The organism is Streptomyces sp. Pv4-95, assembly GCF_045782725.1.
Lineage (GTDB): Bacteria > Actinomycetota > Actinomycetes > Streptomycetales > Streptomycetaceae > Streptomyces.
This window is the reverse complement of record NZ_CP127172.1, coordinates 1,288,729-1,313,032: the sequence shown is the minus strand read 5'-3', so window position 1 is coordinate 1,313,032 and position 24,304 is coordinate 1,288,729. Positions and strand designations below refer to the sequence as shown.

The following is a 24,304-nucleotide window of genomic DNA, read 5'->3' as shown; positions in this document are numbered from 1 at the left end:
CCACCGGGCGGGCAGCTGTCCTGACCTGCGGATTTCCGAGGTCGGGACAGCCCTCGCCGCAGCCTTCGCCGGGGCGGTCAGCGCAGCGAGGAGAAGACGAAGGAGAAGCGGGCCGGCGCCACCTCCAGCCGGTGCTGCGGCAGCACACCCGGCCCGCACGACTGGCTGCCGATGCCGTGCTGCGCATGATCGAGATGCAGCCACAGCCGTTCGCCGGCCTTGAGGTCCGTGGTGTGCCGGGCCGCGTCCAGCTCCTCGACCGACCAGCGGCGGGCGGTGAGGAAGAAGTCCGGATCGCCCTCGATCCGCAGCCCCGAACCGTCGGTGCGGGTCAGCTGCGCCCAGCGGACCCCGGGCCGCGCGCCGTTCTCCTGCGGCCGGACGTACGGCGTCTGAAGGGCGTCCACCGGCATCGTCCAGCGGCCCACCCGCGCGGCGGCCCGGGTGTCGGGGTAGCCCTCACCCGGGCCGCCACCGAACCACTGCGCGAGCCCGAGGCTGCCGCACACCGCCATCCGCACACCCAGCCGGGGGAGCGGGCCCGGCCAGTCGCCCTCCGGGTCGACGGCGGTCTCCAGCCGCAGCCGGCCCTGGTCCGCCGTCCAGCGGTAGACCGTGCGCAGCGCCAGGTCCGTGCCGGCCGGCGCGATCCGGCACCGCACCTCCAGGGCGTGCGGGCCGAGCTCGACCGTGTCGACGCGGTGGCGCATCCGGTGCAGCCCGATCCGCCGCCACTCGGTGGCGGGCCGCGGCTCCGGCTGCCAGGGAGCGGCCTCGTCGTTGTCGGTGGGCGCCCGCCACACCTCCAGCCGGGGGCCGCCGATCCGCACACCGTCCATGTAGCAGAGCGCGCCGGTGGCGGCGTCGAAGGTTCCGGGACCGAGGACGATCACATTGCCCACTCCGCGGCGTGGCACCGCGGTGGCCGCCGGGGGAGGGGTGGCGCGACGCGCGGCGGCGGGCAGCTGCCCCCACGCGACCTCGTGCCCCGCCCGCGCCCACGCGGTGTCCTCCGCCAGGACGGCCCGCACCGTCCAATGTGCTTCCCCGCCCTCGTCGTCCGGCCCGCCGGGCGGTGCGGGGAGCCTCACCTCCGCCGACTCGCCGGGCGCCAGTACCGGTACGGCGAGCCTGCCGTCCGCGCGTGCCTCGCCCTCGACCTCGTAGGCCCAGGGGAACGCGAGGTGCCCGAGGTCGGTGAAGTCGTGGAGGTTGGTGATCCGGACGGTGCCCGCGGCGCCGGCCCCTTCGATCCGTACCGGCTCGATGACCTTCTTGAACTCGACCAGCCCCGGCGACGGCGTCCGGTCGGGGAAGACCAGACCGTCGCAGACGAAGTTGCCGTCGTGCAGCTCCTCGCCGAAGTCGCCGCCGTAGGCGTGGAACACCTCGCCGCCGGGCGTGGTCTGCCGCAGCCCGTGGTCGATCCACTCCCAGACGAAGCCGCCCTGGCACCTCTCGTACGTCTCGAAGAGGCGCTGGTACTCGCTCAGCCCGCCGGGACCGTTGCCCATGGCGTGCGCGTACTCGCAGAGGATGAAGGGCAGTCCGCGTCGCCGGGCGTCCGCCTCCGGGTCGGGAAGGGGCTCTTCCGCGCGTCGGCCGATGCGTTCGACCTCGGCGTGGTCGGCGTACATCCGGGAGTAGACGTCGGTGTCGGCGCAGCTGGGGTCGCCCTCGTAGTGCAGCGGGCGGGACGGATCGCGCTCCCGCATCCAGTCGGCCATGGCGGACAGTCCACGGCCCGTGCCGCACTCGTTGCCCAGGGACCACAGGATGACTGCGGGATGGTTCTTGTCCCGCTCGACCATCCGCCGTGCGCGGTCCAGCATCGCCGGCTCCCAGCGTGGATCGTCGACCGGGTTGTCCCGCCAGCCCTGTTGCGCGAAGCCGTGTGTCTCCAGGTCGCACTCGTCGATGACCCACAGGCCCAGTTCGTCGCAGAGGCCGAGGAAGTCGGGGTGCGGCGGGTAGTGGCTGGTGCGTACCGCGTTGATGTTGTGCTGCTTCATCAGCAGCAGATCGCGGCGCATCGCCTCCGGGCCGAGAGTGCGGCCGTAACGGGGGTGGAACTCATGGCGGTTGACGCCGCGCAGCAGGATGCGGCGGCCGTTGACCTTGAGGAGGCCGCCCTCCACCCGGACCGTGCGGAAGCCGATGCGCAGCGGGATCCGCTCGCCCGCGGTGATCAGCTCTCCGGCGTAGAGATGGGGCCGCTCCGCGCTCCACGGGCGGACCGGGAGCGTGGCGCTGCGGCCGGTGGGCAGGTCGAGGCCCAGGGCAGGGACGGTGATCCGGCCGGCCGGCTCGCAGTCCACGCGGAGCGTGCCGTGGCCGGTGACGTCGTCGAACCCGGCGTGCACGAAGTGGTCCACGACGGAGCCTGCCGGGCGGCGGTGGAGCGCGACATCGCGGAAGATGCCCGGCAGCCACCACTGGTCCTGATCCTCCAGATAGCTGCCCGCGGACCACTGGTGGACGCGCACGGCGAGGACGTTGCGCCGCGGCCGCAGCAGATGTCCCACCGCGAACTCGTGCGGCAGTCTGCTGCCCTGGAAATGCCCCAGCTCCTGCCCGTTGAGCCAGACCCTCGCGCAGGACTCCACCCCGCCGAAGTGCAGCACCGCGGGCCCTTCGCCCCACCCGTCGGGCAGGTCGAAGACATGGCGGTGGTCGCCCGTCGGATTCTCGTCCGGCACTCGCGGGGGATCGACCGGGAAGGGGTAGGCGGTGTTGGTGTACACGGGCGAGCCGCTGTGCGGCAGTTCGCCCGCGTCCTCGTACGAGCCGTCAGAGGCGAAGCTGTCCCTGAGCACCCAGTGGCCCGGGACCCGCAGGTCCTGCCAGTACGCATCGTCGAAATCGGGGCGGGCGAAGGAATCGTCGTGGGCCGTGGCGGTGGGCGAGAGCCGGAAGCGCCAGGTGCCGTGCAGCGAGATCCGCGCGGCGTCGGACCCGGCGTACCACGCGCGCGGCGGCAGACAACCGCTGCCCGGTGAACGGTCCTCGAAGTACGCCGGGGTGCCCGGTGCGGGCACTCCGGCGGCATCCTGCGGCGACTGCCCGTCCGACCTGTGGTGCGGCCTGTGCGGCGACGTGCCGGTCACTGGTCCTCCTCGCTGCGGGGCGACGGCCATGCGGTGGGGGATCAGCTCAGCGAATCACGACCGGACGCGCACCGCAGCCGGATGGGGAGGATTGGCCCGGCGACGCCGCGGCGGCCGTGACGGGTTCCGGACGGCGGCCCGGAATCCCGTCACGGCTGCCGCGCGCGATGCCTCAGCGGGCGAGTTCCGCCGCGAACGGGACCGCGGCGGGCTGCTCGCCGGTGTCCCCGGCCGTCGGATGCCGCCACAGATCCGCCTCCCGCAGCAGCGGCAGCACGCCCTCACCGAACCAGTAGGCCTCCTCGACGTGCGGGTGCCCGGAGAGGATGAACTCGTCGATGCCCAGCCGGTGGTATTCGGCGATCCGCTCCGCCACCTCGGTGTGGCTGCCCACCAGCGCGGTGCCCGCGCCACCCCGCACGAGCCCGATGCCCGCCCACAGGTTGGGCGCGATCTCCAGCCCGTCGGTGCTGCCGCCGTGCAGCGCCAGCATCCGGCGCTGGCCCTCGGACTCGCTGCGGGCCAGCCCCGCCTGCACCGCGCTGATCGCCTCCGGGGTGAAGCCGTCCAGCAGCCGCCGTGCCTCGGCCCAGGCCGCGTCCGCGGTGTCGCGGGTGATGACGTGCAGGCGGATGCCGAACCGCACCGTACGGCCGGCGCGCTCCGCCGCCTCCCGGATCCAGGCGATCTTCCGCTCGACCTGGGCCGGCGGTTCGCCCCAGGTCAGATAGACGTCGGCGGACCGCGCCGCGACCTCGCCCGCGGCGGGGGAGGACCCGCCGAAATACACCGGCGGGACCGGGTCGGGCACCCGCGCGAGCCGGGCGCCCTCCACCCGCAGCTGTTCGCCGGCGAAGTCCACCGTCCTGCCCTGCCACAACTCCCGCACGATACGCAGGAATTCGCCGGTCCGCGCATACCGGGCATCCTTGTCCAGGAAGTCCCCGTACGCGCGCTGTTCGTGGCTCTCCCCGCCGGTGACGACGTTCAGCAGCAGCCGCCCGCCGGAGTGCCGCTGGAAGGTGGCCGCCATCTGGGCGGCCAGGGTGGGTGACACGATGCCGGGCCGGAAGGCCACCAGGAACTTCAGCCGCTCGGTCTCCCGGGCCAGCATGGCGGTGGTCAGCCAGGCGTCCTCACACCAGGCGCCGGTGGGCGTGAGGGCTCCTTCGAACCCGAGGTCCTCGGCGGCGCGGGCGATCTGGGTGAGGTAGCCGAGGGTGGCCGGCCGCTCCCCGCCGGCCGCCCCTGCGGGCAGACCGTGACCGCCGCCGACGACATGACGGCTGTCGCCGTAGGTGGGGAGGAACCAGTGGAACGTGAGGGACATGCGGTACTCCGATGACAAGGGTGACCAGGGCGGCAAAGAAGCCGGCTGACGCGGGGAGCGGTGGGTCTCACAACAGGCCGTGGCGCGGCGGCCGGACGCCGTTGAGGACGTATCGGCCGATGTGCTGGACCTTCCAGCGGACCGGATCGTGCAGCGTGTGGGTGCGAGCGTCGCGCCAGTGCCGGTGCAGGTTGAGGCCGTCCAGCGCGGCCCTGGTGCCGGCCACCTCGAACAGCGCGCTGCCGGTTTCCACCGCCGCCTCCGCGGCCAGCACCTTCGCCGCGGCCACCGCGATGGACGCCTCGGCGGCGGAGTCGTCGGTCAGGGCGGCCTCCGCGGTGTCCACCGTCCGCGCCGCCTCGGCCAGCAGCGCCTCCGCGGCCCGCACCCGGACGGCAAGTTCGCCGAAGCGCTGGATGAGCAGCGGGTCCTCGGCCGCGGTCTCGAAACCGCTCTCGAACCAGGGCCGGCTCTTGGACCGGACGAACGCCACGGCCTCCGCAAGTGCGCCGGAGGCGATCCCGACATCGATCGCGGCATGCAGCAATTGCGCTACCGCACCGTGCAGTTGAGGCCCCTGGAAGGTGAGGTGATGGGGCAGGACGCGATCCGCCGGCACCGCGACCTCCGTCAGGCGCACCGTGCCGCCGGCCGTCGTCCGCTGCCCCATGCCGTCCCAGTCGTCGACGACCTGAACGCCCGGAGCGTCCCGCGGCACGTACGCCACATGCAGCGCGTCGTCCCCACCCCGTGCCAGCACCGGAATCCAGTCCGCGAACAGCGCCCCCGTCGCATAGTGCTTGACCCCGCTCAGCAGATACGAGCCGTCCGCCGCGGGCCGCAGCCGGGTGCGGATGTCCTGGACGTGCCGGGTGCCCGCCTCCGACTGCGCGTTGCCGAAGCGACGCCCGGCGAGCACCTCACCGAAGAAGAACTTCTGCTGTGCCGCGTCCCCCTGACGGCGCAGCACATTGAGATAGACGAAGTGGCTCTGCGGGATCTGCGACAGGCTGGCGTCCGCCGACGCCAGCAGCCGGAAGACCTCGGCCAGCGTCGTCGTCCGCACCTGCGCACCGCCGTGGCCGCGCGGCACGGTGACGCCCAGCAGCCCGCTCGCCGAGAGCCGTTCCAGTTCGGCGTGCGGCAGCCGCCGGCCGGCATCGCGCCCGGCCGCACCGGCGCGGAACTCCTCGGCCAGTTCCGCGGCGACCGCCAGGGCCTCGGCGTCGTCGGTGATGACATGGGCGGGGACGGGCCGCGCGGGAGCGGTCACGGTGCTGCCTCCTGAGGGCGTGTGGGACGGAACGGCGAGCGGCGGTCAGCCGGCGACGGACAGCAGCGGACTGCCTCCGAGCGCGCCGGAGAACTGGTGCAGAACCTGGTGCAGTCCTTCCTGCGCGGCGGGGTCGACGGTCAGTGAGCCGTCTTCGCGTACCGCCAGATGACGGTCGAGGACGAACCAGCCCTGCACGATGTGGCCCGCGCCCATCGACGAGAGCACCGGCCGCAGTGCGTAGTCGATGGCCAGGACATGTGCGGTGCTGCCGCCGGTCGCCAGCGGCAGGACGGTCTTGTCCCGCAGGGCGTACTGCGGCAGCAGGTCCAGCAGCGACTTGAGCAGCCCGGAGTAAGCGGCTTTGTAGACCGGGGTGCCGACGATGATGCCGTCCGCCTGCGCGAACAGTTCGGTGGCCTCGACGATCGCCGGATGGCCGAAGTCGGCGCCCAGCAGGGCCTCGGCGGGCAGCGTACGGACGTCCAGGGGGACGACGCGGTGCCCCTCGGCGGTGAGCCGGGCGTCCAGATGGCGCAGCAGACGCGCGGTCCGCGAGGTCGCGGACGGACTGCCGGAGACGGACAGGACGGTGGACATGCACGATCACCTCGGAACGGGGTGGTGGAAGAAGCAGAAGAGGCCGAAGAAGATGGAGAACGCAGGGGGACGGCAGGGGCCGGGGTGCTCGGCGCGCGGCGGCGGCGGGCACCCCGGCGGCAACCGGTCAGGAGTACCAGGTGGGTTCCGGCAGATCGCCGGTGAGCACGAACCGCCCGACCTCGCGGCGCTTGTACGCCACCGGGTCGTGCAGGGTGTGGGTGCGGACGTTGCGCCAGAAGCGGTCCAGGCCCTCGGCGCTCGCGGTCGACCGGGCACCGGTCACCTCGAAGATCCGGTTCGTGACCTCCAACGCCACCTCCGTGGCACGGGCCTTGACCGCCGCCACCCGGATCTCGAACTCACCGCGGTCCTGCTCGGTCACCTCGTCCGGGGCGTCGTGCAGCCGCTGCCCCTCCTCGGCGACCCGGTCGGCCAATGCCTCGGCGGCCCACAGCTTCCCGGTCAGATCGCCGTAGGTGTCGATGACGTACGGCTCGTCCACCGCCCGCTCGTGGCCGCCGTGCAGCCACGACCGCGCCTTGGTGCGCGTGTAGGTCGCGGCGGTCTCCAGCGCACCCGCGGCGATCCCGAGGTAGAAGTGTGCGAAGACCAATTGGATCGTCGGCACGTTGAGGGTGTTGTAGACGCGCGGCCGGAACGCCTTGTCCACGTATCCGGCGGCCGCTGCCCACGGAACCCGCACCTCGTCCAGGGTGACGCTGCCGCTCTCGGTCAGCCGCTGGCCGATGTTGTCCCAGTCGTCGTGGAAGGTCAGGCCCGCACTGTCCGACGGGACGATGGCGAACACATGGTCGTCGGTGCCCTCCAGGACGCCTTCCAGCACGGTGACGTCGGAGACATTGCTCCCGGTGGAGAACGTCTTGCGGCCGCTGAAGAGGAGGTGCTCGCCCTCGTCCCGCACCACCACGTCGTTGTCCCGCGGGTTGACCGCCCCGCCGAAGAACCACTGGCTGCGGGCGGCTTCCGCCTCCACCTGCTGCCACTGCTCGGGGGTCCCGACGAGCCGGGCAGCCCAGTTCCACAGGTAGTGGTAGCCCAGCAGCTGGCCGATGGACCCGTCGGCCTTGGCGACCTCGCGGATCACCCGGTACGCGGTCGGCCAGTCCTGGCCCCCGCCACCGTGCTCGACCGGGCCGAGGAGGGTGACCAGCCCGGAGTCCTTCAGCAGTTGGATCTCGGCGTGCGGGGTGGCGCCCGCGTGGTCACGGGCGGCGGCGTCGGTGGCGAGTACGGCGGACACCTCGGCGGCCCGCTCGACCCAGCCTTGCGGGCTGTCGGGCGCGGGACGGGTCTGCCATGCGGTCGGTGCGACGGTGCTCATGGAAATCTCCCTGGGTGAGGGGACGAAAAGTGAGTAAGGGGTGGCGGGACTGCTCCGCCCGGGGGCGCTCAGCTGTGGGCGGTGGCGGCGATCGGCGCGCCCGAGGGCGCGGATTCCGCCTCCTGCGCCTCCAGCTCGCGCACCAGCGGCAGCACGCGCTTGCCGAAGTACTCGACGTCTTCCAGGTAGTGCAGGAATCCGAGCAGGAAGAGATCCACGCCGAGCCGCTTGTAGGCGACGATGCGTTCGGCGATCTGCTCCGGGGTGCCGATCAGGCCGGTACGGAAGCCGTCGTTGTACTGGACGAGGTCCTCGAACGAGGAGTCCTGCCACATGCCGGTGCCGTCCGCCGTGGACTGCCCGGCCTGCTTCACCGCGGCGCCGAAGCCGTGCACCGCCTCGGTGTCCGCCTTGGCGACGATCTCCCGCAGCACCTCGCGGGCCTCGGCCTCGGTGTCGCGTGCGATGAGGAAGCCGTTCAGCCCGAAGCGGGGCGCCGGCCGGCCCGCGGCCGCCGCCGAGGCGTGCACGTCCCTGATCTGCTCGGTGACGCCGTCGAAGTCCTTGCCGTTGCTGAAGTACCAGTCGGAGACCCGGCCGGCCATCGCCCGTGCCGCGGTGGAGTTGCCGCCCTGGAAGATCTCCGGGTGGGGCCGCTCCGGGGAGTTGAGCGGCTTCGGCTTCAGCGAGAAGTCCCGGATCCGGTAGAAGTCCCCGGCCAGTTCGGCGTGGTCCTCGGTCCACACGGCGCGCAGTGCCCGGATGAACTCCTCGGCGCGGCGGTAGCGCTCGTCGTGCTCCAGCCATGGTTCCCCGAGCGCGGTGAACTCGCCCTTGAACCAGCCGCTGACCACGTTCACCGCGAACCGGCCGCCGGAGAGCTGGTCGGCGGTGGCCCCCAGCTTCGCCAGCACACCCGGGTGCCACAGCCCCGGATGCACGGCCGCGATGACCTTCAGCCGCTCGGTGGCGAGCAGCAGGGCGAGGCTGAAGCTCGTGGACTCGTGCTGGTACTCCGCGCCGTAGCTGGCCATGTAGCGGACCTGGCTCAGCGCGTACTCGAAGCCGTTGTTCTCGGCGAGCACGGCCAGCTCGCGGTTGTAGTCGTAACCCCAGTCGGTGCGCTGCTCGATGGTGCTGGTCACCAGGCCGCCGCTGACGTTGGGCACCCAATACGCGAAACGCGCGGGCCCGGTGGCGGGCAGGTCGGACATCGAAACTCCCGGTGTGCTGAATGAAGGAATGGCGAATGGCGTTCCGGCGATCGCCCGAAGGCGTGCGGACGGAACGAGAGGGAAATTGCTGGTGATCTGTCAGGCCGGTAGCGATACCGCCGGTGGGCGATCGGCGCAGGGAATTCCCGTTTACCCGGGCGGCCTTGCGGACCGGAATCCGCCGCGTCGGCAGGGCGCCATTCGAAGCCGCTTTCCGTTCGGTCTTTCCGGCGCGTCCCGCGACGCGTACGAGCGCGCGGGAGGGCCGGCTTCCGCGCGGCGCAAGGGGCGTCGGCGGCCCGTACGAACGGGGCGCCCGTTCGCGGTATCGCTCTCAGCGCACCGGAGGACAGAGCGAGCTGGAGACCCGCACGAGGTCGATGTGACGCCGCTGGGTGAGCTGCTGTTGCTCGTTCATGAACGCGTCACCTCCTCGCAACAATTCGCCGTACCGGGGCATCGGTAGCGGTCCCGCGGCCGCTTTCCGAGGCATTTTCGCATCAAGGCGGCCGCGTCTTCGACGAGTTTAGCGACCGGTTCGCCGGCGGTCGATACGGCATCCGTGAGGTGGTGATAGGGTTTCCCTTGAAGCGGTGATCAAGGAAACGGGATCACGCCACTGCCGGAGCCGGGGATGTGCATTCCGTGCGAATCGAGCAACTCGAATACATCGCGGCCGTCACCCGCCTGGGCTCCCTGCGCCGGGCCGCCGAGGAACTGCATCTCTCGCAGCCCGCACTGAGCGAGACCGTCCGCAATCTCGAACGCGAACTGGGCGTGGACCTCCTCGACCGCAAGCGCTCCGGGGCGAAGATCAGCGACGACGGCCGGGAGCTGCTGCCGCACATCACGGGCGTGCTCGACGCGGTCGACAAGCTCCGCCGCGCCGCGGACGACCAGCACCACATCAGCCGCATGGTGCGCCTGGGCACCGTCAACGCCGCGACCGTGCCGCTGCTGGTGCCCACCCTCCGGGAATTCCACGCCGACCATCCGCTGACCCAGGCCGAGGTGATCGGCGCCCAGCAGGCCGAGATCCACCGCTCCCTGCTGGAGGGCAGCCTCGACCTCGGACTCGTCAACTACCTGCGGGGCGACGACGTCCCACCGGACTTCCACACCACCGAACTCCTGCGCGGCCGGCCCGTGGTGTGCGTGCGGCCGGACAGCCCCCTGGCGGAGCTGAGCGAGGTGCGGGTGACGGACCTGCTGGAGCAGCCGCTGATCGTGATGCGCGCCGGATACGTCATGCACCGCTTCGTCCACCGGCTCCTCAAGGGCCGGGCGCCGACCTTCTCCTACTCCACCGACGGCGCCGAGATGGGCAAGCTGATGGTCGCCGAGGGCCTCGGCGCCACCGTCCTGCCCGACTTCAGCATCGTCGGCGACCCCTTGGAGCGCAGCGGCGCCATCACCTGGCGTCCGCTGGCGGCCGACCGCACCGAGGTCCTCCTGGTGATCCAGCGCCGCCGCTCCGGCTCGGTCCCCCGGGCCGCCCGCGACCTGCACGACATCTTCGTACGGCGAGCGGCAGCGCACCGGGCGGCGACGGAGGGCTCAGTGGGCTGACGAGGCAGGCCGCCTGCCCGCCCCGCAGCCCCGCCGGCGCTCAGCCCTCGGCCGACAGCGCCGCGAGCGCGCCCGCCGGGTCGTCACTGGGCGGCCCTGCCGGGGCCCACTGACCGCCCTCCTTGCGGAACGGCCACCAGCGACCGTCCCGCCCGTAGCGCAGCTGCGCATCCCCGCCGACCACGGTCCAGCGGTTGCGGTCGGCCCGCAGCCGCGGCCGTGCGTCGCCCTCCTGCCAGGCGGCCGCGAGGCGGTCGGTCGCACGGGCCAGCTCGTCCGGCTCCGGACACCGGTCCTCCTCCAGGACGGCGAGCCCGGCCGGGCCACCCACCTCCCAGGCCCGAACCGCCGGCCCAAGAGACCGCACATCGCGTCCGGAACCGGCCGCGAGCCGCCGCGATATGGCCCCGTCGGGACGCGCAGCGGCCAGCCGCACCGCGTCCTGGGAGACCGTCAGCCCCTGCGGCGGCGGATTGTCCGGGTGCCAGGCGGACAGCGCGTCCGCCAGCAGCTGCTGGGCGCGCGCCGCCGCGTCGGCGATCAGGAACTCCAGCGCGGCGACGTCCACTCCGGGCGCGGGCGGGGAGCCGCCGCCCAGCACCGGCGCGGGGCCCGGCGCCTCGACGGGCGGGGGCGGACCGGGCAGCGGCGGCAGGATGTCCCGGGCCGCGTACACCTCGGTGGCCGGCACCCCCGCACCGTGCGCCTCCGCGGTGTCCGCCACCTCGGCGGACGGCGCTCGGGCCGCGCTGCGCGCCTGCAACTCATCCAGCAGCGCCTGCTCACCGCGTCCGCGCAACAGCAGCAACACGAAAGGGTCCTGGTCCAGCAGCCGCGCCAACTGGTAGCAGAGCGCGGCCGAATGCGCGCAGTGGTCCCACGCCTCGCAGCTGCACTCCGGCTCCAGGTCGCCTATCCCCGGCAGCAGGTCGATCCCCGCGGCGGCCGCGTCCTCGACGAGCACCGGCGGCATGTCCCGGTGCAGCAGCGCGGCGATGTGCCCGGACCGGTCGGCGACCAGGTCCAGCAACCGGTCCCAGTCCGCCGCGCTCAGCTGCTGCAGCAGGACGTCGGAGCGGTGCCGACTGCCGTCGCGGTCCTGCACGACCGCGGTGATCCGGCCGGGGCGCACCGACACCGCGCCGACCGCGCCGGCCCGCGCGTGCCGGCGGCCCAGCTTGAGCTGCGCCCCGTCCAGGGCGGTGTCCTCCAGCGCCTTGAGCCAGGCCAGCCCCCACCAACTGCGCGCGAAGGCACGGCCGCGCTCCACCGGCAGGGCCGCGAAGGTGCGCTCGGGGCCGGCACCTTCCCCGGGTGGTGCCGGCGGGCCCGCTGCGGCGTCCCGCGAGGTGGCGCCTGCCGTGTCGTCGTCGGGCGTGTTCATCGCTCGCTCCCTCGCAGTGCGACCAGGTCCGCCAGTTCGGCGTCGGTGAGTTCGGTCAGGGCGGCCTCGCCGGAGCCCAGCACCGCATCGGCCAACTGCTGCTTCCTGGACAGCATTTCGGCGATCCGGTCCTCGACCGTGCCCTCCGTGATCATGCGGTGCACCTGAACCGGCTGGGTCTGCCCGATGCGGTACGCGCGATCGGTGGCCTGCGCCTCGACCGCCGGATTCCACCAGCGGTCGAAGTGCACGACATGCGCGGCCCGGGTGAGGTTCAGGCCGGTACCCGCCGCCTTCAGCGACAGCAGGAACACCGGCACCGCTCCGTCCTGGAACTGCCGGACCATCTCCTCGCGACGGGCCACCGGTGTGCCGCCGTGGAGGAACGCGGTGGGGACGCCGCGCGCGGCCAGATGGCCCTCCAGCAGTCGGGCCATCTGCACGTACTGCGTGAACACCAGGACGCTCGCGTCCTCGGCGAGAAGCGTGTCCAACAGCTCGTCGAGCAGCTCGACCTTCCCCGAACGCCCGCCGATCCGCGGGAGGCCGTCCTGTGAGTCGAGCTCCTTCAGGTACTGCGCGGGGTGATTGCAGATCTGCTTCAGGGCGGTGAGCAGCTTGACCACCAGCCCGCGGCGGGCGAACCCGTCCGTCCCGGCGATGTCACTGAGTCCCTCGCGCACCACGGCCTCGTACAGGGCGGCCTGTTCCTTGGTGAGCGCCACCGCGCGATCCGTCTCCGTCTTCGGCGGCAGCTCCGGCGCGATCCCCGGATCGGACTTGCGCCGCCGCAGCAGGAACGGCCGTACCAGCCGGGTCAGTTGCCCGGCCGCCGCCCGGGCCTCGGCCGACGTCGCCGCGCCGCCCTCGATGGCCTGCGCGTAGCGCGTACGGAACCGGCCGAGCGGCCCCAGCAGCCCCGGCGTCGTCCAGTCCAGAATCGCCCACAGCTCCGACAGGTTGTTCTCCACCGGGGTGCCGGTCAGTGCCACCCGCGCCTTCGCCGGGACCGTGCGCAGCGCCTTGGCGGTCGCGGAGAACGGATTCTTGACGTGCTGCGCCTCGTCCGCGACGACCAGCCCCCAGCCGGCGTCCGCCAGCTTGTCGGCGTGCAGCCGCATCGTGCCGTACGTGGTGAGCACGAACTCGCCGTCGGCCAGGTCCGCCAGGCTGCGCCGCCCGGCGTGGAAGCGGCGGACCGGGGTGCCGGGTGCGAACTTCTCGATCTCCCGCTGCCAGTTGCCCAGGAGGGAGGTGGGGCAGACGACGAGCGTGGGGCCGGCCGAGTCCGGGTCGGTCTGCCGGTGCAGATGCAGTGAGATGAGCGTGATCGTCTTGCCCAGGCCCATGTCGTCGGCCAGACAGCAGCCGAGCCCCAGCGAGGTCATCCGGTGCAGCCAGGCGAGCCCGCGCAGCTGATAGTCGCGCAACGTCGCGGTCAGGGCGGCGGGTTGGCGCGGCGGCTCGGTCTCCGCCCGGTCCGGGTCGGCGAGCCGGTCGCGCAGCCGGGCGAGCCAGCCGGAGGCTGCCACCTCCACCGGTCGCCCGTCGTCGCCCTCGGCGGTGCCGGTCAGGGCGGCGCCGAGCGCGTCGAGCGGTGTGATCTTGCGGTCCTGGCGTTGCCGGGCGGCACGCACCGCCTCGGGGTCGATCAGCACCCACTGGTCGTGCAGCCGCACCAGGGGCCGGCCGGCCTCGGCGAGCCGGTCGAGTTCCGCCCTGTCGACCTCCTGGCCGTCCACCGCGAACCGCCAGCTGAAGGAGAGCAGCGCGTCGGCCGACAGGAGGGAAGGCAGCCGGGAGTCCCGCGGATCGAGCGGGTCCGGCGGGCCCACGACAGCGCGGCTGGTCAGCTTGCGGGCCAGCTCCTTGGGCCAGTGCACCCGCACGCCCGCGGCCGCCAGCGTCCGCGCGGCCGGACCGAGCAGTTCGGCGATCTCCTCGTCGTCGAGTTCCAGCGCGTCGGGCACGGCGGCCGAGAGCAACGGGGCGAGCGGTGCCCAGGCGTCGGCGGCCCTGCGCAACGTGCGCAGGGTGTCCATCCGCGCCCGTGGACCGAACGCCTTCGCCGCGGGCGAGGTCCCGGCCCAGACCGCGGCGGCATCGGCCACCAGCGCCGGGTCCCTGAGGCTGTGCAACTGGAGGACGGCGGTGAAGGTGACGCCGTCGGCATCGGCGGCGCCGCATTCGGGGCCTACGCCGAGGCTGCCGGAAGCATCGGCAGGCCCGCCCCCTGCTCCCTCCGCATCCGCCGAACCCCTCCGCCCGTCCGGCACATCCGCTCCGTGCACCTCCACCCGCAGCGAGATCCGTACGCCCGCGTCGTGGCCCGCGGCGACATCGGCGGCCCAGGTGCGCTGCTCGGGGACGCGCTGCGGGGGCTGCGCCGCGAAGGCCGGGGCGCCGGTGGCCAGCGCAGCGGCCGGGGAGCGGGGCAGCCCGTCGGCCACCGCGTCGAGGAACGCGCGCAGATGACGCTCGGGCTCGGGCAGTGCGACGGGGTCGGTGTCGGGGAGCGGCGTGGCATGCGCGTACGGCGGCATCGCGGCGGCCAGGTCACGCAGCCGCTCGATGTCGGCGGGGTCGAGGGGGCCGAGCCGCCAGGCGTCGTGGTCGGCGGGGCTGACGCCCGGCAGCAGCCGGCCCCGGGCGGCGAGCTGGAGGGCCAGCACGGCCGCGGCACCCCAGAACGCCGCGGCCGGATCGGCGCCGCGGGCGGCCCGGGACCTGGTGAGGACGGGCACCGCGGCGGCGACCGGCAGCACCACGGCGGGGACCCCGAGGACCGTGATCCCGCCGTCCTCGTCCGGCAGTGCGACGGGCAGCTCGTTCACGCGGGGCAGGTCGTCCGCGCCGGGCGGGTCCGTGGCGGGCCTGTCGGGCGCCGACGTGCCGCCGTCGGCGACTGGCTCACCGTCCGGGCGCCAGAACGCCACCTGCCCGGCTCGTGGCGGATCCGACGGCAGGAAGACGGCCGCGCAGCGGGAGAGCTCGGCGACGTGAGCGGGGGTGACCGCGGGGAGTGATGCCACGGGGCCGCGTACTCCTCAAGTTTGACTACTGATCTCTGAAGCGCCCGAGGGTACAGCACGCTTCGGCCCCTCAGGGAACCCGCGGCGCGAAAACGGCGTTCAATGGGATACACAGAGCGCGGCAGGCGCCGCGGAAGGGGCGTGAAGGATGTCCACACAGGCGAAGGTCGCGATCGGGGGCGTCGCGGTGGGAGTGATCCTGCTGTGGCTGCTGCCGTTCTGGGCGGCCGTACTGGTCATGGTCGGGGTCCCGGCCGTCGCGTATCTGACCCTCGACTCCTCTCAGCGACGGCGGCTGCGCCGCGTCAGCCGCAAGCAGATCGGCCGTTGAACGACGGGCCCCCGGCCGGATGCGGGGGCCCCGGGCCGGCCACGGTGGCCCGGCGCCCGGCGGGCGCCGCGCCCACCGTCCCGGCCGGCGACCGGCTGCTCGGCCCGTGGGTCAGGAATCGACACGGCAGGTATTGACGACGTCCCCCGAGGCAGGGCGGTCGATCGTGTGGTCCGCGGGAGGCCGCACCCCACGCTCCACCCAGGCCGTCAGGGCGTCGAACGCTGCCCGGTAGCAGGGCAGGATCGGCCGTAGCCGGTCGGGATGGCTGTCGTACAGGCCGTCCACGTGCGTGCCGCCTGCCACGGTGTAGTAGCGGTGCAGGGCCTGCCGCCGCTGCCCCGACACCATCCGGTCATAGACGTCGGAGTCCGTCGCGATCGGCAGCAGCGCGTCCAGATCGCCGTGCAGCGTGATCAACGGCCGCCCGATGCGCCCCGTCAGCGCGATCCGCCCGACCGCGCGGTGCACGGCCGCGGGACGGCCGGCGTAGTCGTACGCCCCGTCCGCGGCGCACGCCGCCAAGATCTCCTCCGGTGTCGAACCGGCCGAGGGACCGGGACAGCCCGGGTCGTAGCCGGGGTCCAGTTCGGCGCGGTAGGTCTTCTGCGTCACGCCCCAGTACGCGCGCTGGTGGTACGGCCACAGGAACCGCGACCCGGGCGCGAACCCCGCCGCGGTCATCTCCCGCACCCCGGCCGCCCCCTGCCCGTAGGCCACCGCCGTCGGCAAGGAGGTCAGCAGGCTCGGTCCGTTCGCGGTCCACAGTGCGCCCTCCCAGTCGACGCCGCCGTCGTACAGCTCGGGATGGTTCTCCAGCTGCCAGCGGGTCAGATAGCCGCCGTTGGAGATACCCGTCATGTACGTCCGGCGCGGGGCTCGGCCGTAGAAGCCCGCCACGGTCCGCCGCGCGGCACGCGTCAGCTCCGTCGTACGGCGGTTCCACTCGGCGATGGCATCACCGGGGCGCCGCCCGTCGCGGTAGAAGTCCACGCCGTTGTTGCCCTTGTCGGTCGCGGCGTAGGCGAAGCCTGCGGCCAGCACCCGGTCGGAGATCAGCGCGTCGGTGGCGTACTGCTTGCGTGTGCCGGGCGCGCCCGTGACCACGAGCCCGCCGTTCCAGCGCTCCGGCATACGGATCACGAACTGGGCGTCGTGCCGCCGGCCGTGTGTGGCGTTGAAGGTGGAACTGTCGGGGAAGTAGCCGTCCACCTGGACCCCGGGCACACCGCTGGGCAGCCGGGTCCCCTGTGCCGCCAGCCCGGCCTGATCGGTGGTATCCGTATACGGCGTGCCCGCCAGCGCGGTCGTCGTCAGATCGGGCAGGCAGACCGCCTGCTGCCGCTCGGCGCCCGGGACCGAGACCCCCGGGAGGACGACGCCCGCTGCGGGCGTACTCGCTCCGCAGGCGCGACCGGGCGCGGGCACCGGCCCCGCCGCTCCGACCGTGGCCAACACGAGCAGGGACGCGGCACACACGACAGCGGTGCGTCGCGAACGGGCGTACGCCAGGCGCATTCCGGCCTCCAGAAGCGGGCGGCCCGAGGCGGCCGCGGCGCCCCATCGTGCGCGGTCACCGCACCACCCGCCATGGACCCGCCCCACACCCCCCGGCCCGCCGGCATGTGCGCCGACCGAGCGCCCGCGGCCCGGCGCGGCTCAGAGGGGACGTACCGCCAGTTTGTCCAAGGAGGTCAGCAAACCCGGCAGCTCGGGGCCCCGCCCCACCGGATGCACCTCACCCGGCTCCTCGTCCAGCAGCACGAAGGCGATGTCATCGGTGCGCGCGACCATGCTCCAGCCGGGGCCGTCGACACGCAGCGTACGGGCCTCGCCCGCAGCGAACGACGACCGCACCCGGCCGGGCGGCGGCGGCTCGGTCACATACCGGCGCGCCTCCGCCAACACCCGCCGCACCCCCGTGTGCTGCTCCTCGCCCGGCTCCGCGAAGGCCACCTCACCATCGACCTGCTCGCGCCACGCCGCCCACTGCAGGGCGATCTCGTCCGCGCCGAGCCGCCGCTGAGCAGGTCCCCACTCCTCGCCGTCAGGAGGCACGAGGGGCGCCGGATCGCCGTCCTGCGGCTCCGGGTCGTGCGGCTGCGGCACTCCCGGAGCCGACACGGCGAGGGCGACCGGCCAGCCCGGCAGCGCGCCCACGATGCTGCCCTCCCCGGGCGAGAGGTCGTACTCCATACCGCAGTCCCAGGCCGCGATCGCACAGGCCACCAGCGACACGTCCTCGGTCACCACCGTCCAGCGCGCCCCGCCGCCGTCCTGCCCGAGGACCAGCCCGTACCCCTCTTCGTACGGTTCCAGGCCGAGGCCCGCGCACACTTCGGGGTAATCGTCCCCGAGCACGCTCGGGAACTGCGCGGGCGTCAGCAGCACCGCCGTCAGCACGAGCAACTGATCGTTGTCGGCGCTCTCGGTCGCGGGCACGCGGGGCCTCCCATCCGATCCATCCGGAGTATGTCGGCGCACCTTAATTGGCTCGGCATGACCTTGTCACCAGCTCTACGCTGCGCTCATGTGTTTCTACAGCCGCCGGATGCACTTCATCTGCCTCGACTGCCGGACCGCCGTCAAGAGGACCGCGGGCGCCCAGGCACCGGGCGACATCCCCTGTCCGCGCTGCCGCCGCCCCCTGATCGACGCCGGTGCGGACCTCGCCGTGCCCAAGCGCCGTGACGAGGCCGGCTGGCGCGCGCTCGACGCCGTACTGCGCGCCGGGCTGACCTTCCACGGCGGCTGCTGCGGCACGGGGCCGGGCTTTCGCCCCCGGACCCCGCGCGAGGTGAGGGAGCGGCTGGCCCTCGCCGGACGCACCGGTATGCCCGTCAAGGACGCCCTGGCCGTGGCGGACCCCACGGTCACCGACCGCTACGGCGTGAGCGCACCGGGCTCTGGACCACGAGCCCGCAACACCGGGCGGCGGAACGGCTGACTCCGGCCCCTGGCCCCCTCGTGCCGGGTCAGGTGACCGGCAGACCGAGCAGCTCATGGGCGACCGTTTCCGGGGACTGCCCCCGCTCCCGCGCCAGCGCGATCACCGCACGGCAGGCAAGCTCGTTCACGCCGAACGCCAGTGCCTCCGGCGACACCCAGGCCGCCGCCTCCGCGCCGCGCTCCTCGTCGCCCTCGGCGTTCGCCGCCACATGGACCGCGGCCGCTTCGAAGAGATTGTGCGTACGCCGCTGCCGGGGCGTTCCCGCGGCACCCCGCCGCGTCCGGACGGTGCCGTCACCGCCCTCGCCCGAGGATCGTCCGACACCACGGAAGAGCCCGTCGAAACCGCGCAAGAATCCGGCCATGTCGACTCCTGATCGGCGCCCGTCGCCGTCGATGAAGTGTGCCCGTGCCGCCTAGAGTTGGAACTTCGGCGAACGAAGGGACGATGCCCGGTGCGGCGCTACGACTGGCTCGGAGAGATCCTGCGGCTCGACCCCGAACACGACTTCCTGCGGATCTACCGCATCACCGCGACCCACGAATTTCCCTGGGACATGACCAGAGCCCTGGAACTGGCGCTCTACCGCACCTACGCCGTACCCAGCATCGGGCGACTGCTCGCCAGGACAGCCGAACTGACGGACCGTACGCAAAAACGCTACGACGACACCGCCCTCCTCCTGGACGCCGTCGTCGAGCACGGCTTCGACGGCACGGAAGGCCGGACGGCGATCCGCCGCATCAACCAGATGCACCGCGGCTACGACATCAGCAACGACGACATGCGCTACGTCCTGTGCACCTTCGTGGTCGTGCCCACCCGCTGGATCGACCAGTACGGCTGGCGCCCGCTGAGCGAGCACGAGAAGCGCGCCATCGCCGCCTACTACCGCACCCTCGGCCGCCACATGGGCATCACCGAAATCCCCGAGACCCACCAGGATTTCGCACGCTGCCTCGACGACTACGAAGCGGCCCACTTCGGCTGGGACGAGGGCGCCCGGCGCGTCTCGGACGCCACCTTGGACCTCATGGCAGGGTGGTACGGCCCTCTCGCCCCCGTGGTGAAGAAGGGCAGCATGGCCCTCCTGGACGACGCCCTCCTGGATGTCTTCCGCTACGAACACCCCAAGCCCGCGGTCCGGGCAGTGGTACGCGGCGCCCTGAAACTGCGGGCCAGGGCAGTGCGCCTGCTCCCGCCCCGGCGCACTCCCCACTACGCCCGCCAGAACCCCGAGATCAAGGGCTACCCCGACGGCTTCCGCATCGCCGACCTGGGGACGTTCCCCCCACCGCACCGCGCGGGAGGCTGCCCCGTCCCTCATGTGGAGGGCACGACGGAGCCCTGACCGGGCCCCGGGCAGGGCGAGTTGGCGGATACGGCTCGGGGCGGGACCGGCGCACGCCGTTGCCCCTTCCCGGGCACGGAAACGCCTCTCACCCCTTGCGAACCGCCAGCGCCAGATAACGGGAGTCCTCGTCCACGTACCGAACGAGGTCCCAACCGCTGCCGCCGAGCAGCGGCCGCAGATTCGGCTCCGCCCGGAGGTCGTCAGAAGTCAGCGCGCGGCCCTTGCGAGCGGCGAGGGCCGCGCGGCCCACGGGGTGGAAGAGGGCCAGCCGCCCACCGGGGCGTACCGTCCTGGCCAGTTCCGCGAGACCGCCGGCGGGGTCCGGCAGGTGGGAGACCAGCCCGGCGCCGAACACGGCGTCCAGGCAGGCGTCGCGCAGCGGCAGGCGGGTCACGTCCGCGAGCACCAGCCCCGCGCTGCCGTCGCGGCCCGCGCCGACGGCCGCCCGCAGCATCTCGGGCGTGAGATCCGCTCCCAGTACCGCCCCGCGCGGGCCCACCGCCTCCCGCAGGGCGGGCAGAGCGCGCCCCGTGCCGCATCCGGCATCCAGCACCCGATCGCCACTGTGCAGGCCGATTTCGGCGATGGCGGCGGCGTAGGCGGGCGCGTCGTCGGGAAACCGGTCGTCCCAGTCCGCGGCGCGGGCGGCGAAGAACGCTCGGACATCGTGCGGGTCGTCGTGGTCGGTCATCGGGCTCCTTCAGGGCGGGGCGCATACAGGGCCGTACGCCATGATCTCCCACGGGTGCGGGTGCGCGGGTTCCCGGCGGACCGGGTGGCTGAGCGGTGATGGGGTGGGGTCGTCGGCCGGCGAGGGCGCGGGTGTGCGGGATGTGCGGAGCGCCCGCGTGGCGAACATGTTCGGTCACAGCGCGATCGTCCGGGAGCGCCACCACGCCAAATACCCGTGTCTTCCGGTCTGTCCGCGGATACCGCGGCCGGCTGTCGCTAGCGTCCGCGATCACGAGGACCTCGCCGACCGCCCATGCCGGAGGACGGCGAGCGGTGCACAGGTGCTGGGGGATGGGGGCGGGCCGATATGGCTCAGGACAGAGGGTGGTACGACGGGGAGGCCGGACCGGTCGTCCGCCCCTACGCGGTGATCGGCACACACGCCGCCCCGGACCCGGCGGCCAGGCTGGACGTCATCGCGCTGATCTCGGCGGGACCCCAGGGGCCGGAGGACCCCGAAGGCGACGAGTCCGAACTCGGCCCGGAACACCGCACCTTGCTCGCGCTGTGCCGGTCCGGAAGCCGGTCGGTCGCCGAGCTCGCCGCGGCCGCCGAGCTGCCGATCGCGGTGGTGCGGGTGCTGCTCGGCGATCTGCTGTGCAGCGGGCAGCTCCGGGTGACGCTTCCGGTGCCGCCGGCCAAGCTCTCCGGTGAAAGGTTTTTGCGCGAGGTGATCCATGGCCTCCGCTCCCTGTGACCACCGCACCGAGGATCACGGTCCGCATCCCCAACTACCGTGGCAGCAAGGCCCCGTGGGGATCTTTGATCCAAGCCTCGCGGCTTTCCCCAATCCAAGGACATCGCGATCAGCGGGGGGTACGGTCCTCGCCATGGATTCCGGACGGCGCTCTGCCGCGGGGCTCCTCTCGCCGAGCCATGGATCCGACCGCACCCGTGACGTACGGGATCTGCATCCTGGAGGAGACGGCTGATGACTGCCGCACAAGGGGCCCCGGAGGGCACGACCCTGGACCCTGACCCCGATCTGGCCCTGAAAATTTTAGTCGCGGGCGGCTTCGGGGTGGGCAAGACGACTCTGGTGGGCTCGGTCAGCGAGATCCGCCCCCTGCGCACCGAGGAACAGCTCACCGAAGCGGGCGAGACGGTGGACGACACCGGGGCCGTGCACCACAAGACCAGTACCACGGTGGCGATGGATTTCGGACGCATCACCATCAGGCAGGGGCTCTCCCTCTACCTGTTCGGCACCCCCGGGCAGGATCGTTTCTGGTTCCTGTGGGACGACCTTTCGGAGGGCGCGCTCGGTGCCGTCGTGCTGGCCGACACCCGACGGCTGGAGGACTGCTTCCCGGCCGTGGACTACTTCGAGCGGCGCGCGATCCCGTTCCTCGTGGCCGTCAACTGCTTTGCGGAATCCCGGTCCTACGGGGCCGCCGAGGTATCCCGCGCCCTGGACCTGGACCGCGGCACCCCGGTGGTGCTCTGCGACGCGCGGGACCGCGACTCGGGCAAAGAGGTGCTGATACGACTGGTCGAGCATGCCGGACGGATGCACACCGCCCGCCTGTTGGACTCCGTCGGCTAGCGCGCTTCTTGTGGTGATGTGCTGATAGTCGTGGACGCCGGGCGACGGGCTGCGCCAGGAGGGCGCGTCAAATCCATCGATCGGGTGGCACTCTCCCGATGTGGAATAACGCAAGGCTCCCCGGCGCATGCCTTCTGCTGATCACGGGCTCAGACATCCCCGAATACAGGAGCACAGCATGCGTATCCGCACCCTCTTCGCCGCAGTCGCCATTGCCGCCACCGCCGTACTCGGCAGCGCCGGCATGGCCCCGGCGGACGACGCCGACCAGTTCAGCAGCGGCCGAATTGAGCAGACCATCACCCACAACGGCCTCACCACCAGCGAGGTCTGGTAACACCCGTCGCTCATCGGCGCTGCCGCACGGCGGGGAATCGTGGGGCGCGCCACCCCTCCCGACCGGCCACGCACCTCGTTCGAGGGCGCGCGCCGGCCACGGAGGGGGCGACGGAACAGTCGAGCCGTCGAGGTGCCGCAGCGCCGGGTGGGTGGCGCGGCTGTCCCAGTGGCGGGCGCACCGCTGGACACCTGCCCGGCGCGGCTCGCCGCATCCGGCCAATCGGCGACGACGACACTCGACCCGCACTGCTCCATCGACTCCGGGACCCGAACTACGGGCACGCCGCCTTCGCTTGGACGAAGAGGGCAGCGCGCGGCCTGCCTCCCGGAGAGTTCGGGCGGTGAAATGGCCGACCGAAGCCCGGGCCCGACCTCCTGCTTCCTTTCAGAGGTGGCTGAGGGCCGCTGTGGCCGGACAGCGTCCGACCCCGGTCAGACACTCCTCGTCCACCCGAACCGGGCTACGCGAACTGGCCGGGCTGGTAGTCGCCGGCGGGCTGCTGGACGATGACGTTCACGCGGTTGAAGGCGTTGATGAGGGCGATCTGCGATACCAGCGCGGCGAGTTGCTCCTCGTCGTAGTGCTTGGCGGCGTTCGCCCATGCCTCGTCCGTGACGCCACCGGCGGCGTCGGCGATGCGGGTGCCCTGCTCCGTCAGCTCCAGCGCGGCGCGCTCGGCCTCGGTGAAGACCGTGGCCTCCCGCCATGCCGCGACCAGGTGGAGGCGCGTCGAGGTCTCCCCGGCGGCTGCGGCGTCCTTGGTGTGCATGTCGAGGCAGCCACCGCACCCGTTGATCTGGCTGGCGCGGATCTTCACCAGCTCCTGCGTCGCGGCAGGCAGGGACGAGTCGGCGAGCGCCTTGTTCGCGGCGATGATGTGCTTCCAGGTCTTGACCGCGGTCGGGCTGCCGAACATGTTCAAACGCGCACCCATGGTGAGCTCCTCCGTCGTCGTCGATGCGTACACCGATATGACGGGGCGGCCCGGGGCGGTGTGACATGGGTGGGTGTGACGTGCGTCTCCCGCGTGGGCGCGTGCGCCAACGCCGAGGATCAGGACCGCTGTCGAGGCGTTTGGCGCCCGGTGCGTGGGGCGCGGGGGCGACGCGGGCGGAGCGCCGGCGCACGGAGTCGCACGGGAGCCCGGCGCCCTGCGCCACGTATCCGTCAGCTCGTGAGATCCGCCATGGCCACGGCCTTGTCGATGCGGACCCGCACCAGCAGTTCTCCGGGCACGCCGTTGCGGGCCCCGAACTCCTCCGCCTGCTCCTCGCCCATATAACGGGCCGCGATCCGGGTCGCCCAGTGGCGCAGAGCTGCGAGGTCCTCGCTGATCTCCGCCCTGCCGTGCAGCACCACGAAGGAGAACGGCGGCCGCTCGTCGTCGACGCAGACGGCGACTCTGTGATCGCGTGCGAGATTGCGGCCCTTGACCGTCTCCTTCCCGGTGTTGAACACCAGCTCGTCGCCATCCATCACGAACCACACGGGTGCGATGTGCGGGCCGCCGTCGGCCTGCACGGTCGACACCTTTCCGGTGCGGGTGCCTTCCGAAACGAACGTGTGCCACTCGTCCTTGGTCATTTTTCGTGCCATGCCGCCATCCTCTCCGTCCGGCGCGATCGAGCGGCCGTGGCACGCCGGGCTGTGGGGCCGCTTGCCGATGCGGCGGAGGTGGGACAGGCTGGCACGGCAGCCGCGGACGGACTGCGGGCTGCCGACCGGCCAAGTGCGCGGACGGGGATACGGGGAGGATGCGGCATGGCATTGAGCAGCGGACTCGACTGGCTGCTGGACGATCTGACCAAACGGGTGGAGAAGGTACGGCACGCGCTGGTGCTCTCCAACGACGGGCTGGTCACCGGCGTGAGCGAGGGGCTGGAGCGGGCGGACGCGGAACATCTCGCGGCGGTCGCCTCGGGACTGCACAGCCTCGCCAAGGGATCAGGGCTCCACTTCCAGGTCGGACGGGTACGTCAGACCATGATCGAGTTCGACGACGGCATGCTGTTCGTCACGGCGGCGGGGGACGGCAGTTGCCTCTGTGTGCTGGCCGGCGCGGACGGCGATGTCGGTCAGATCGCCTACGAGATGACGCTGCTGGTCAATCGCGTCGGTGAGCATCTGGGGGTCGCGGTCCGGCAGCCGGAGAGTTATCCACAGGTCTGAGGCATCGGTTGACGCGCTGTCACGACCC

At 72.5% G+C, this 24,304-nt stretch carries 23 protein-coding genes; 8 read left to right on the top strand and 15 right to left on the bottom strand.

The window, feature by feature from the left end; all coding sequences use genetic code 11:
• Nucleotides 1–77: 77 nt before the first annotated feature.
• The 7 genes from QOM21_RS06055 to QOM21_RS06025 all read right to left on the bottom strand — a co-directional run bounded on the left by QOM21_RS06055 (nucleotide 78) and on the right by QOM21_RS06025 (nucleotide 9,287).
• Nucleotides 78–3,107, bottom strand: a complete 3,030-nt coding sequence (locus QOM21_RS06055) for a glycoside hydrolase family 2 TIM barrel-domain containing protein (RefSeq protein WP_407548701.1) — start codon at nucleotides 3,105–3,107, stop codon at nucleotides 78–80.
• 172 nt (nucleotides 3,108–3,279) lie between these two features.
• Nucleotides 3,280–4,437, bottom strand: coding sequence for an LLM class flavin-dependent oxidoreductase (locus tag QOM21_RS06050; RefSeq protein WP_407548700.1), 1,158 nt, complete (start codon nucleotides 4,435–4,437; stop codon nucleotides 3,280–3,282).
• A gap of 67 nt (nucleotides 4,438–4,504) precedes the next feature.
• Nucleotides 4,505–5,710 carry an SfnB family sulfur acquisition oxidoreductase gene (locus QOM21_RS06045; RefSeq protein ID WP_407548699.1) on the bottom strand — a complete coding sequence of 402 codons (1,206 nt, stop codon included), beginning with the start codon at nucleotides 5,708–5,710 and terminating at the stop codon, nucleotides 4,505–4,507.
• 45 nt (nucleotides 5,711–5,755) lie between these two features.
• Nucleotides 5,756–6,310 (bottom strand): NADPH-dependent FMN reductase, encoded by a 555-nt coding sequence (gene ssuE / locus QOM21_RS06040; RefSeq protein ID WP_407548698.1) that lies wholly within the window; start codon nucleotides 6,308–6,310, stop codon nucleotides 5,756–5,758.
• Between the two features lie 127 nt (nucleotides 6,311–6,437).
• Nucleotides 6,438–7,655 carry an acyl-CoA dehydrogenase family protein gene (locus QOM21_RS06035; RefSeq protein ID WP_407548697.1) on the bottom strand — a complete coding sequence of 406 codons (1,218 nt, stop codon included), beginning with the start codon at nucleotides 7,653–7,655 and terminating at the stop codon, nucleotides 6,438–6,440.
• 68 nt (nucleotides 7,656–7,723) lie between these two features.
• On the bottom strand, nucleotides 7,724–8,869 hold the full coding sequence (sfnG, locus tag QOM21_RS06030; RefSeq protein ID WP_407548696.1) for a dimethylsulfone monooxygenase SfnG: 1,146 nt from the start codon (nucleotides 8,867–8,869) through the stop codon (nucleotides 7,724–7,726).
• 334 nt (nucleotides 8,870–9,203) lie between these two features.
• On the bottom strand, nucleotides 9,204–9,287 hold the full coding sequence (locus tag QOM21_RS06025) for a putative leader peptide (RefSeq protein ID WP_407555587.1): 84 nt from the start codon (nucleotides 9,285–9,287) through the stop codon (nucleotides 9,204–9,206).
• Between the two features lie 227 nt (nucleotides 9,288–9,514).
• Between QOM21_RS06025 and QOM21_RS06020 the strand changes: the two genes are divergently transcribed.
• Nucleotides 9,515–10,438, top strand: coding sequence for a LysR family transcriptional regulator (locus QOM21_RS06020; protein WP_407548695.1), 924 nt, complete (start codon nucleotides 9,515–9,517; stop codon nucleotides 10,436–10,438).
• 40 nt (nucleotides 10,439–10,478) lie between these two features.
• Here QOM21_RS06020 and QOM21_RS06015 read toward each other — a convergent pair whose 3' ends face one another.
• Together QOM21_RS06015 and QOM21_RS06010 are read right to left on the bottom strand one after the other, a co-directional pair.
• Nucleotides 10,479–11,822, bottom strand: a complete 1,344-nt coding sequence (locus tag QOM21_RS06015; protein WP_407548694.1) for an SWF or SNF family helicase — start codon at nucleotides 11,820–11,822, stop codon at nucleotides 10,479–10,481.
• Nucleotides 11,819–14,854: a DEAD/DEAH box helicase gene (locus tag QOM21_RS06010; protein ID WP_407548693.1), complete on the bottom strand. Its 3,036-nt coding sequence runs from the start codon at nucleotides 14,852–14,854 to the stop codon at nucleotides 11,819–11,821. The genes QOM21_RS06015 and QOM21_RS06010 overlap by 4 nt, the downstream gene beginning before the upstream one ends.
• A 148-nt stretch (nucleotides 14,855–15,002) precedes the next feature.
• On the opposite strand from QOM21_RS06010, the gene QOM21_RS06005 reads away from it, so the two are divergent.
• Nucleotides 15,003–15,185: a hypothetical protein gene (locus tag QOM21_RS06005; RefSeq protein ID WP_363154676.1), complete on the top strand. Its 183-nt coding sequence runs from the start codon at nucleotides 15,003–15,005 to the stop codon at nucleotides 15,183–15,185.
• A 111-nt stretch (nucleotides 15,186–15,296) separates the two neighbouring features.
• Here the strand turns inward: QOM21_RS06005 and QOM21_RS06000 are convergent, their stop codons facing one another.
• Nucleotides 15,297–16,703, bottom strand: a complete 1,407-nt coding sequence (locus QOM21_RS06000; protein WP_407548692.1) for a tannase/feruloyl esterase family alpha/beta hydrolase — start codon at nucleotides 16,701–16,703, stop codon at nucleotides 15,297–15,299.
• 141 nt (nucleotides 16,704–16,844) lie between these two features.
• Nucleotides 16,845–17,627, bottom strand: coding sequence for a hypothetical protein (locus QOM21_RS05995; protein WP_407548691.1), 783 nt, complete (start codon nucleotides 17,625–17,627; stop codon nucleotides 16,845–16,847).
• Nucleotides 17,628–17,715: 88 nt separating this feature from the next.
• Here QOM21_RS05995 and QOM21_RS05990 point away from each other — a divergent pair, with 88 nt between their 5' ends.
• Nucleotides 17,716–18,132: a hypothetical protein gene (locus tag QOM21_RS05990; RefSeq protein ID WP_407548690.1), complete on the top strand. Its 417-nt coding sequence runs from the start codon at nucleotides 17,716–17,718 to the stop codon at nucleotides 18,130–18,132.
• A 28-nt stretch (nucleotides 18,133–18,160) separates the two neighbouring features.
• On the opposite strand, the gene QOM21_RS05985 is transcribed toward QOM21_RS05990, so the two are convergent.
• Nucleotides 18,161–18,499 (bottom strand): hypothetical protein, encoded by a 339-nt coding sequence (locus QOM21_RS05985; protein WP_407548689.1) that lies wholly within the window; start codon nucleotides 18,497–18,499, stop codon nucleotides 18,161–18,163.
• Between the two features lie 90 nt (nucleotides 18,500–18,589).
• Here QOM21_RS05985 and QOM21_RS05980 point away from each other — a divergent pair, with 90 nt between their 5' ends.
• On the top strand, nucleotides 18,590–19,486 hold the full coding sequence (locus QOM21_RS05980) for an oxygenase MpaB family protein (protein WP_407548688.1): 897 nt from the start codon (nucleotides 18,590–18,592) through the stop codon (nucleotides 19,484–19,486).
• An 88-nt stretch (nucleotides 19,487–19,574) separates the two neighbouring features.
• On the opposite strand, the gene QOM21_RS05975 is transcribed toward QOM21_RS05980, so the two are convergent.
• A complete protein-coding gene (locus QOM21_RS05975; protein ID WP_407548687.1) occupies nucleotides 19,575–20,180 on the bottom strand; it encodes a class I SAM-dependent methyltransferase in 606 nt (201 codons plus the stop codon).
• Between the two features lie 348 nt (nucleotides 20,181–20,528).
• Between QOM21_RS05975 and QOM21_RS05970 the strand changes: the two genes are divergently transcribed.
• The 3 genes from QOM21_RS05970 (at nucleotide 20,529) to QOM21_RS05960 (ending at nucleotide 22,104) form a co-directional block, all read left to right on the top strand.
• Nucleotides 20,529–20,918 (top strand): DUF742 domain-containing protein, encoded by a 390-nt coding sequence (locus QOM21_RS05970; RefSeq protein ID WP_407548686.1) that lies wholly within the window; start codon nucleotides 20,529–20,531, stop codon nucleotides 20,916–20,918.
• A 234-nt stretch (nucleotides 20,919–21,152) separates the two neighbouring features.
• Nucleotides 21,153–21,767, top strand: coding sequence for a GTP-binding protein (locus QOM21_RS05965; protein WP_407548685.1), 615 nt, complete (start codon nucleotides 21,153–21,155; stop codon nucleotides 21,765–21,767).
• A 178-nt stretch (nucleotides 21,768–21,945) separates the two neighbouring features.
• Entirely contained in the window at nucleotides 21,946–22,104 is a 159-nt protein-coding gene (locus QOM21_RS05960; RefSeq protein ID WP_407548684.1) for a hypothetical protein, read from the top strand.
• Nucleotides 22,105–22,567: 463 nt separating this feature from the next.
• Here the strand turns inward: QOM21_RS05960 and QOM21_RS05955 are convergent, their stop codons facing one another.
• Both QOM21_RS05955 and QOM21_RS05950 read right to left on the bottom strand, forming a co-directional pair.
• The gene (locus QOM21_RS05955) at nucleotides 22,568–23,041 is read right to left on the bottom strand and encodes a carboxymuconolactone decarboxylase family protein (protein WP_407548683.1); all 474 of its coding nucleotides are present in this window, start codon (nucleotides 23,039–23,041) and stop codon (nucleotides 22,568–22,570) included.
• A gap of 233 nt (nucleotides 23,042–23,274) precedes the next feature.
• Nucleotides 23,275–23,703, bottom strand: a complete 429-nt coding sequence (locus QOM21_RS05950; RefSeq protein WP_407548682.1) for a PPOX class F420-dependent oxidoreductase — start codon at nucleotides 23,701–23,703, stop codon at nucleotides 23,275–23,277.
• A gap of 165 nt (nucleotides 23,704–23,868) precedes the next feature.
• Between QOM21_RS05950 and QOM21_RS05945 the strand changes: the two genes are divergently transcribed.
• A complete protein-coding gene (locus tag QOM21_RS05945; RefSeq protein WP_393891445.1) occupies nucleotides 23,869–24,276 on the top strand; it encodes a roadblock/LC7 domain-containing protein in 408 nt (135 codons plus the stop codon).
• Nucleotides 24,277–24,304 lie beyond the last annotated feature (28 nt).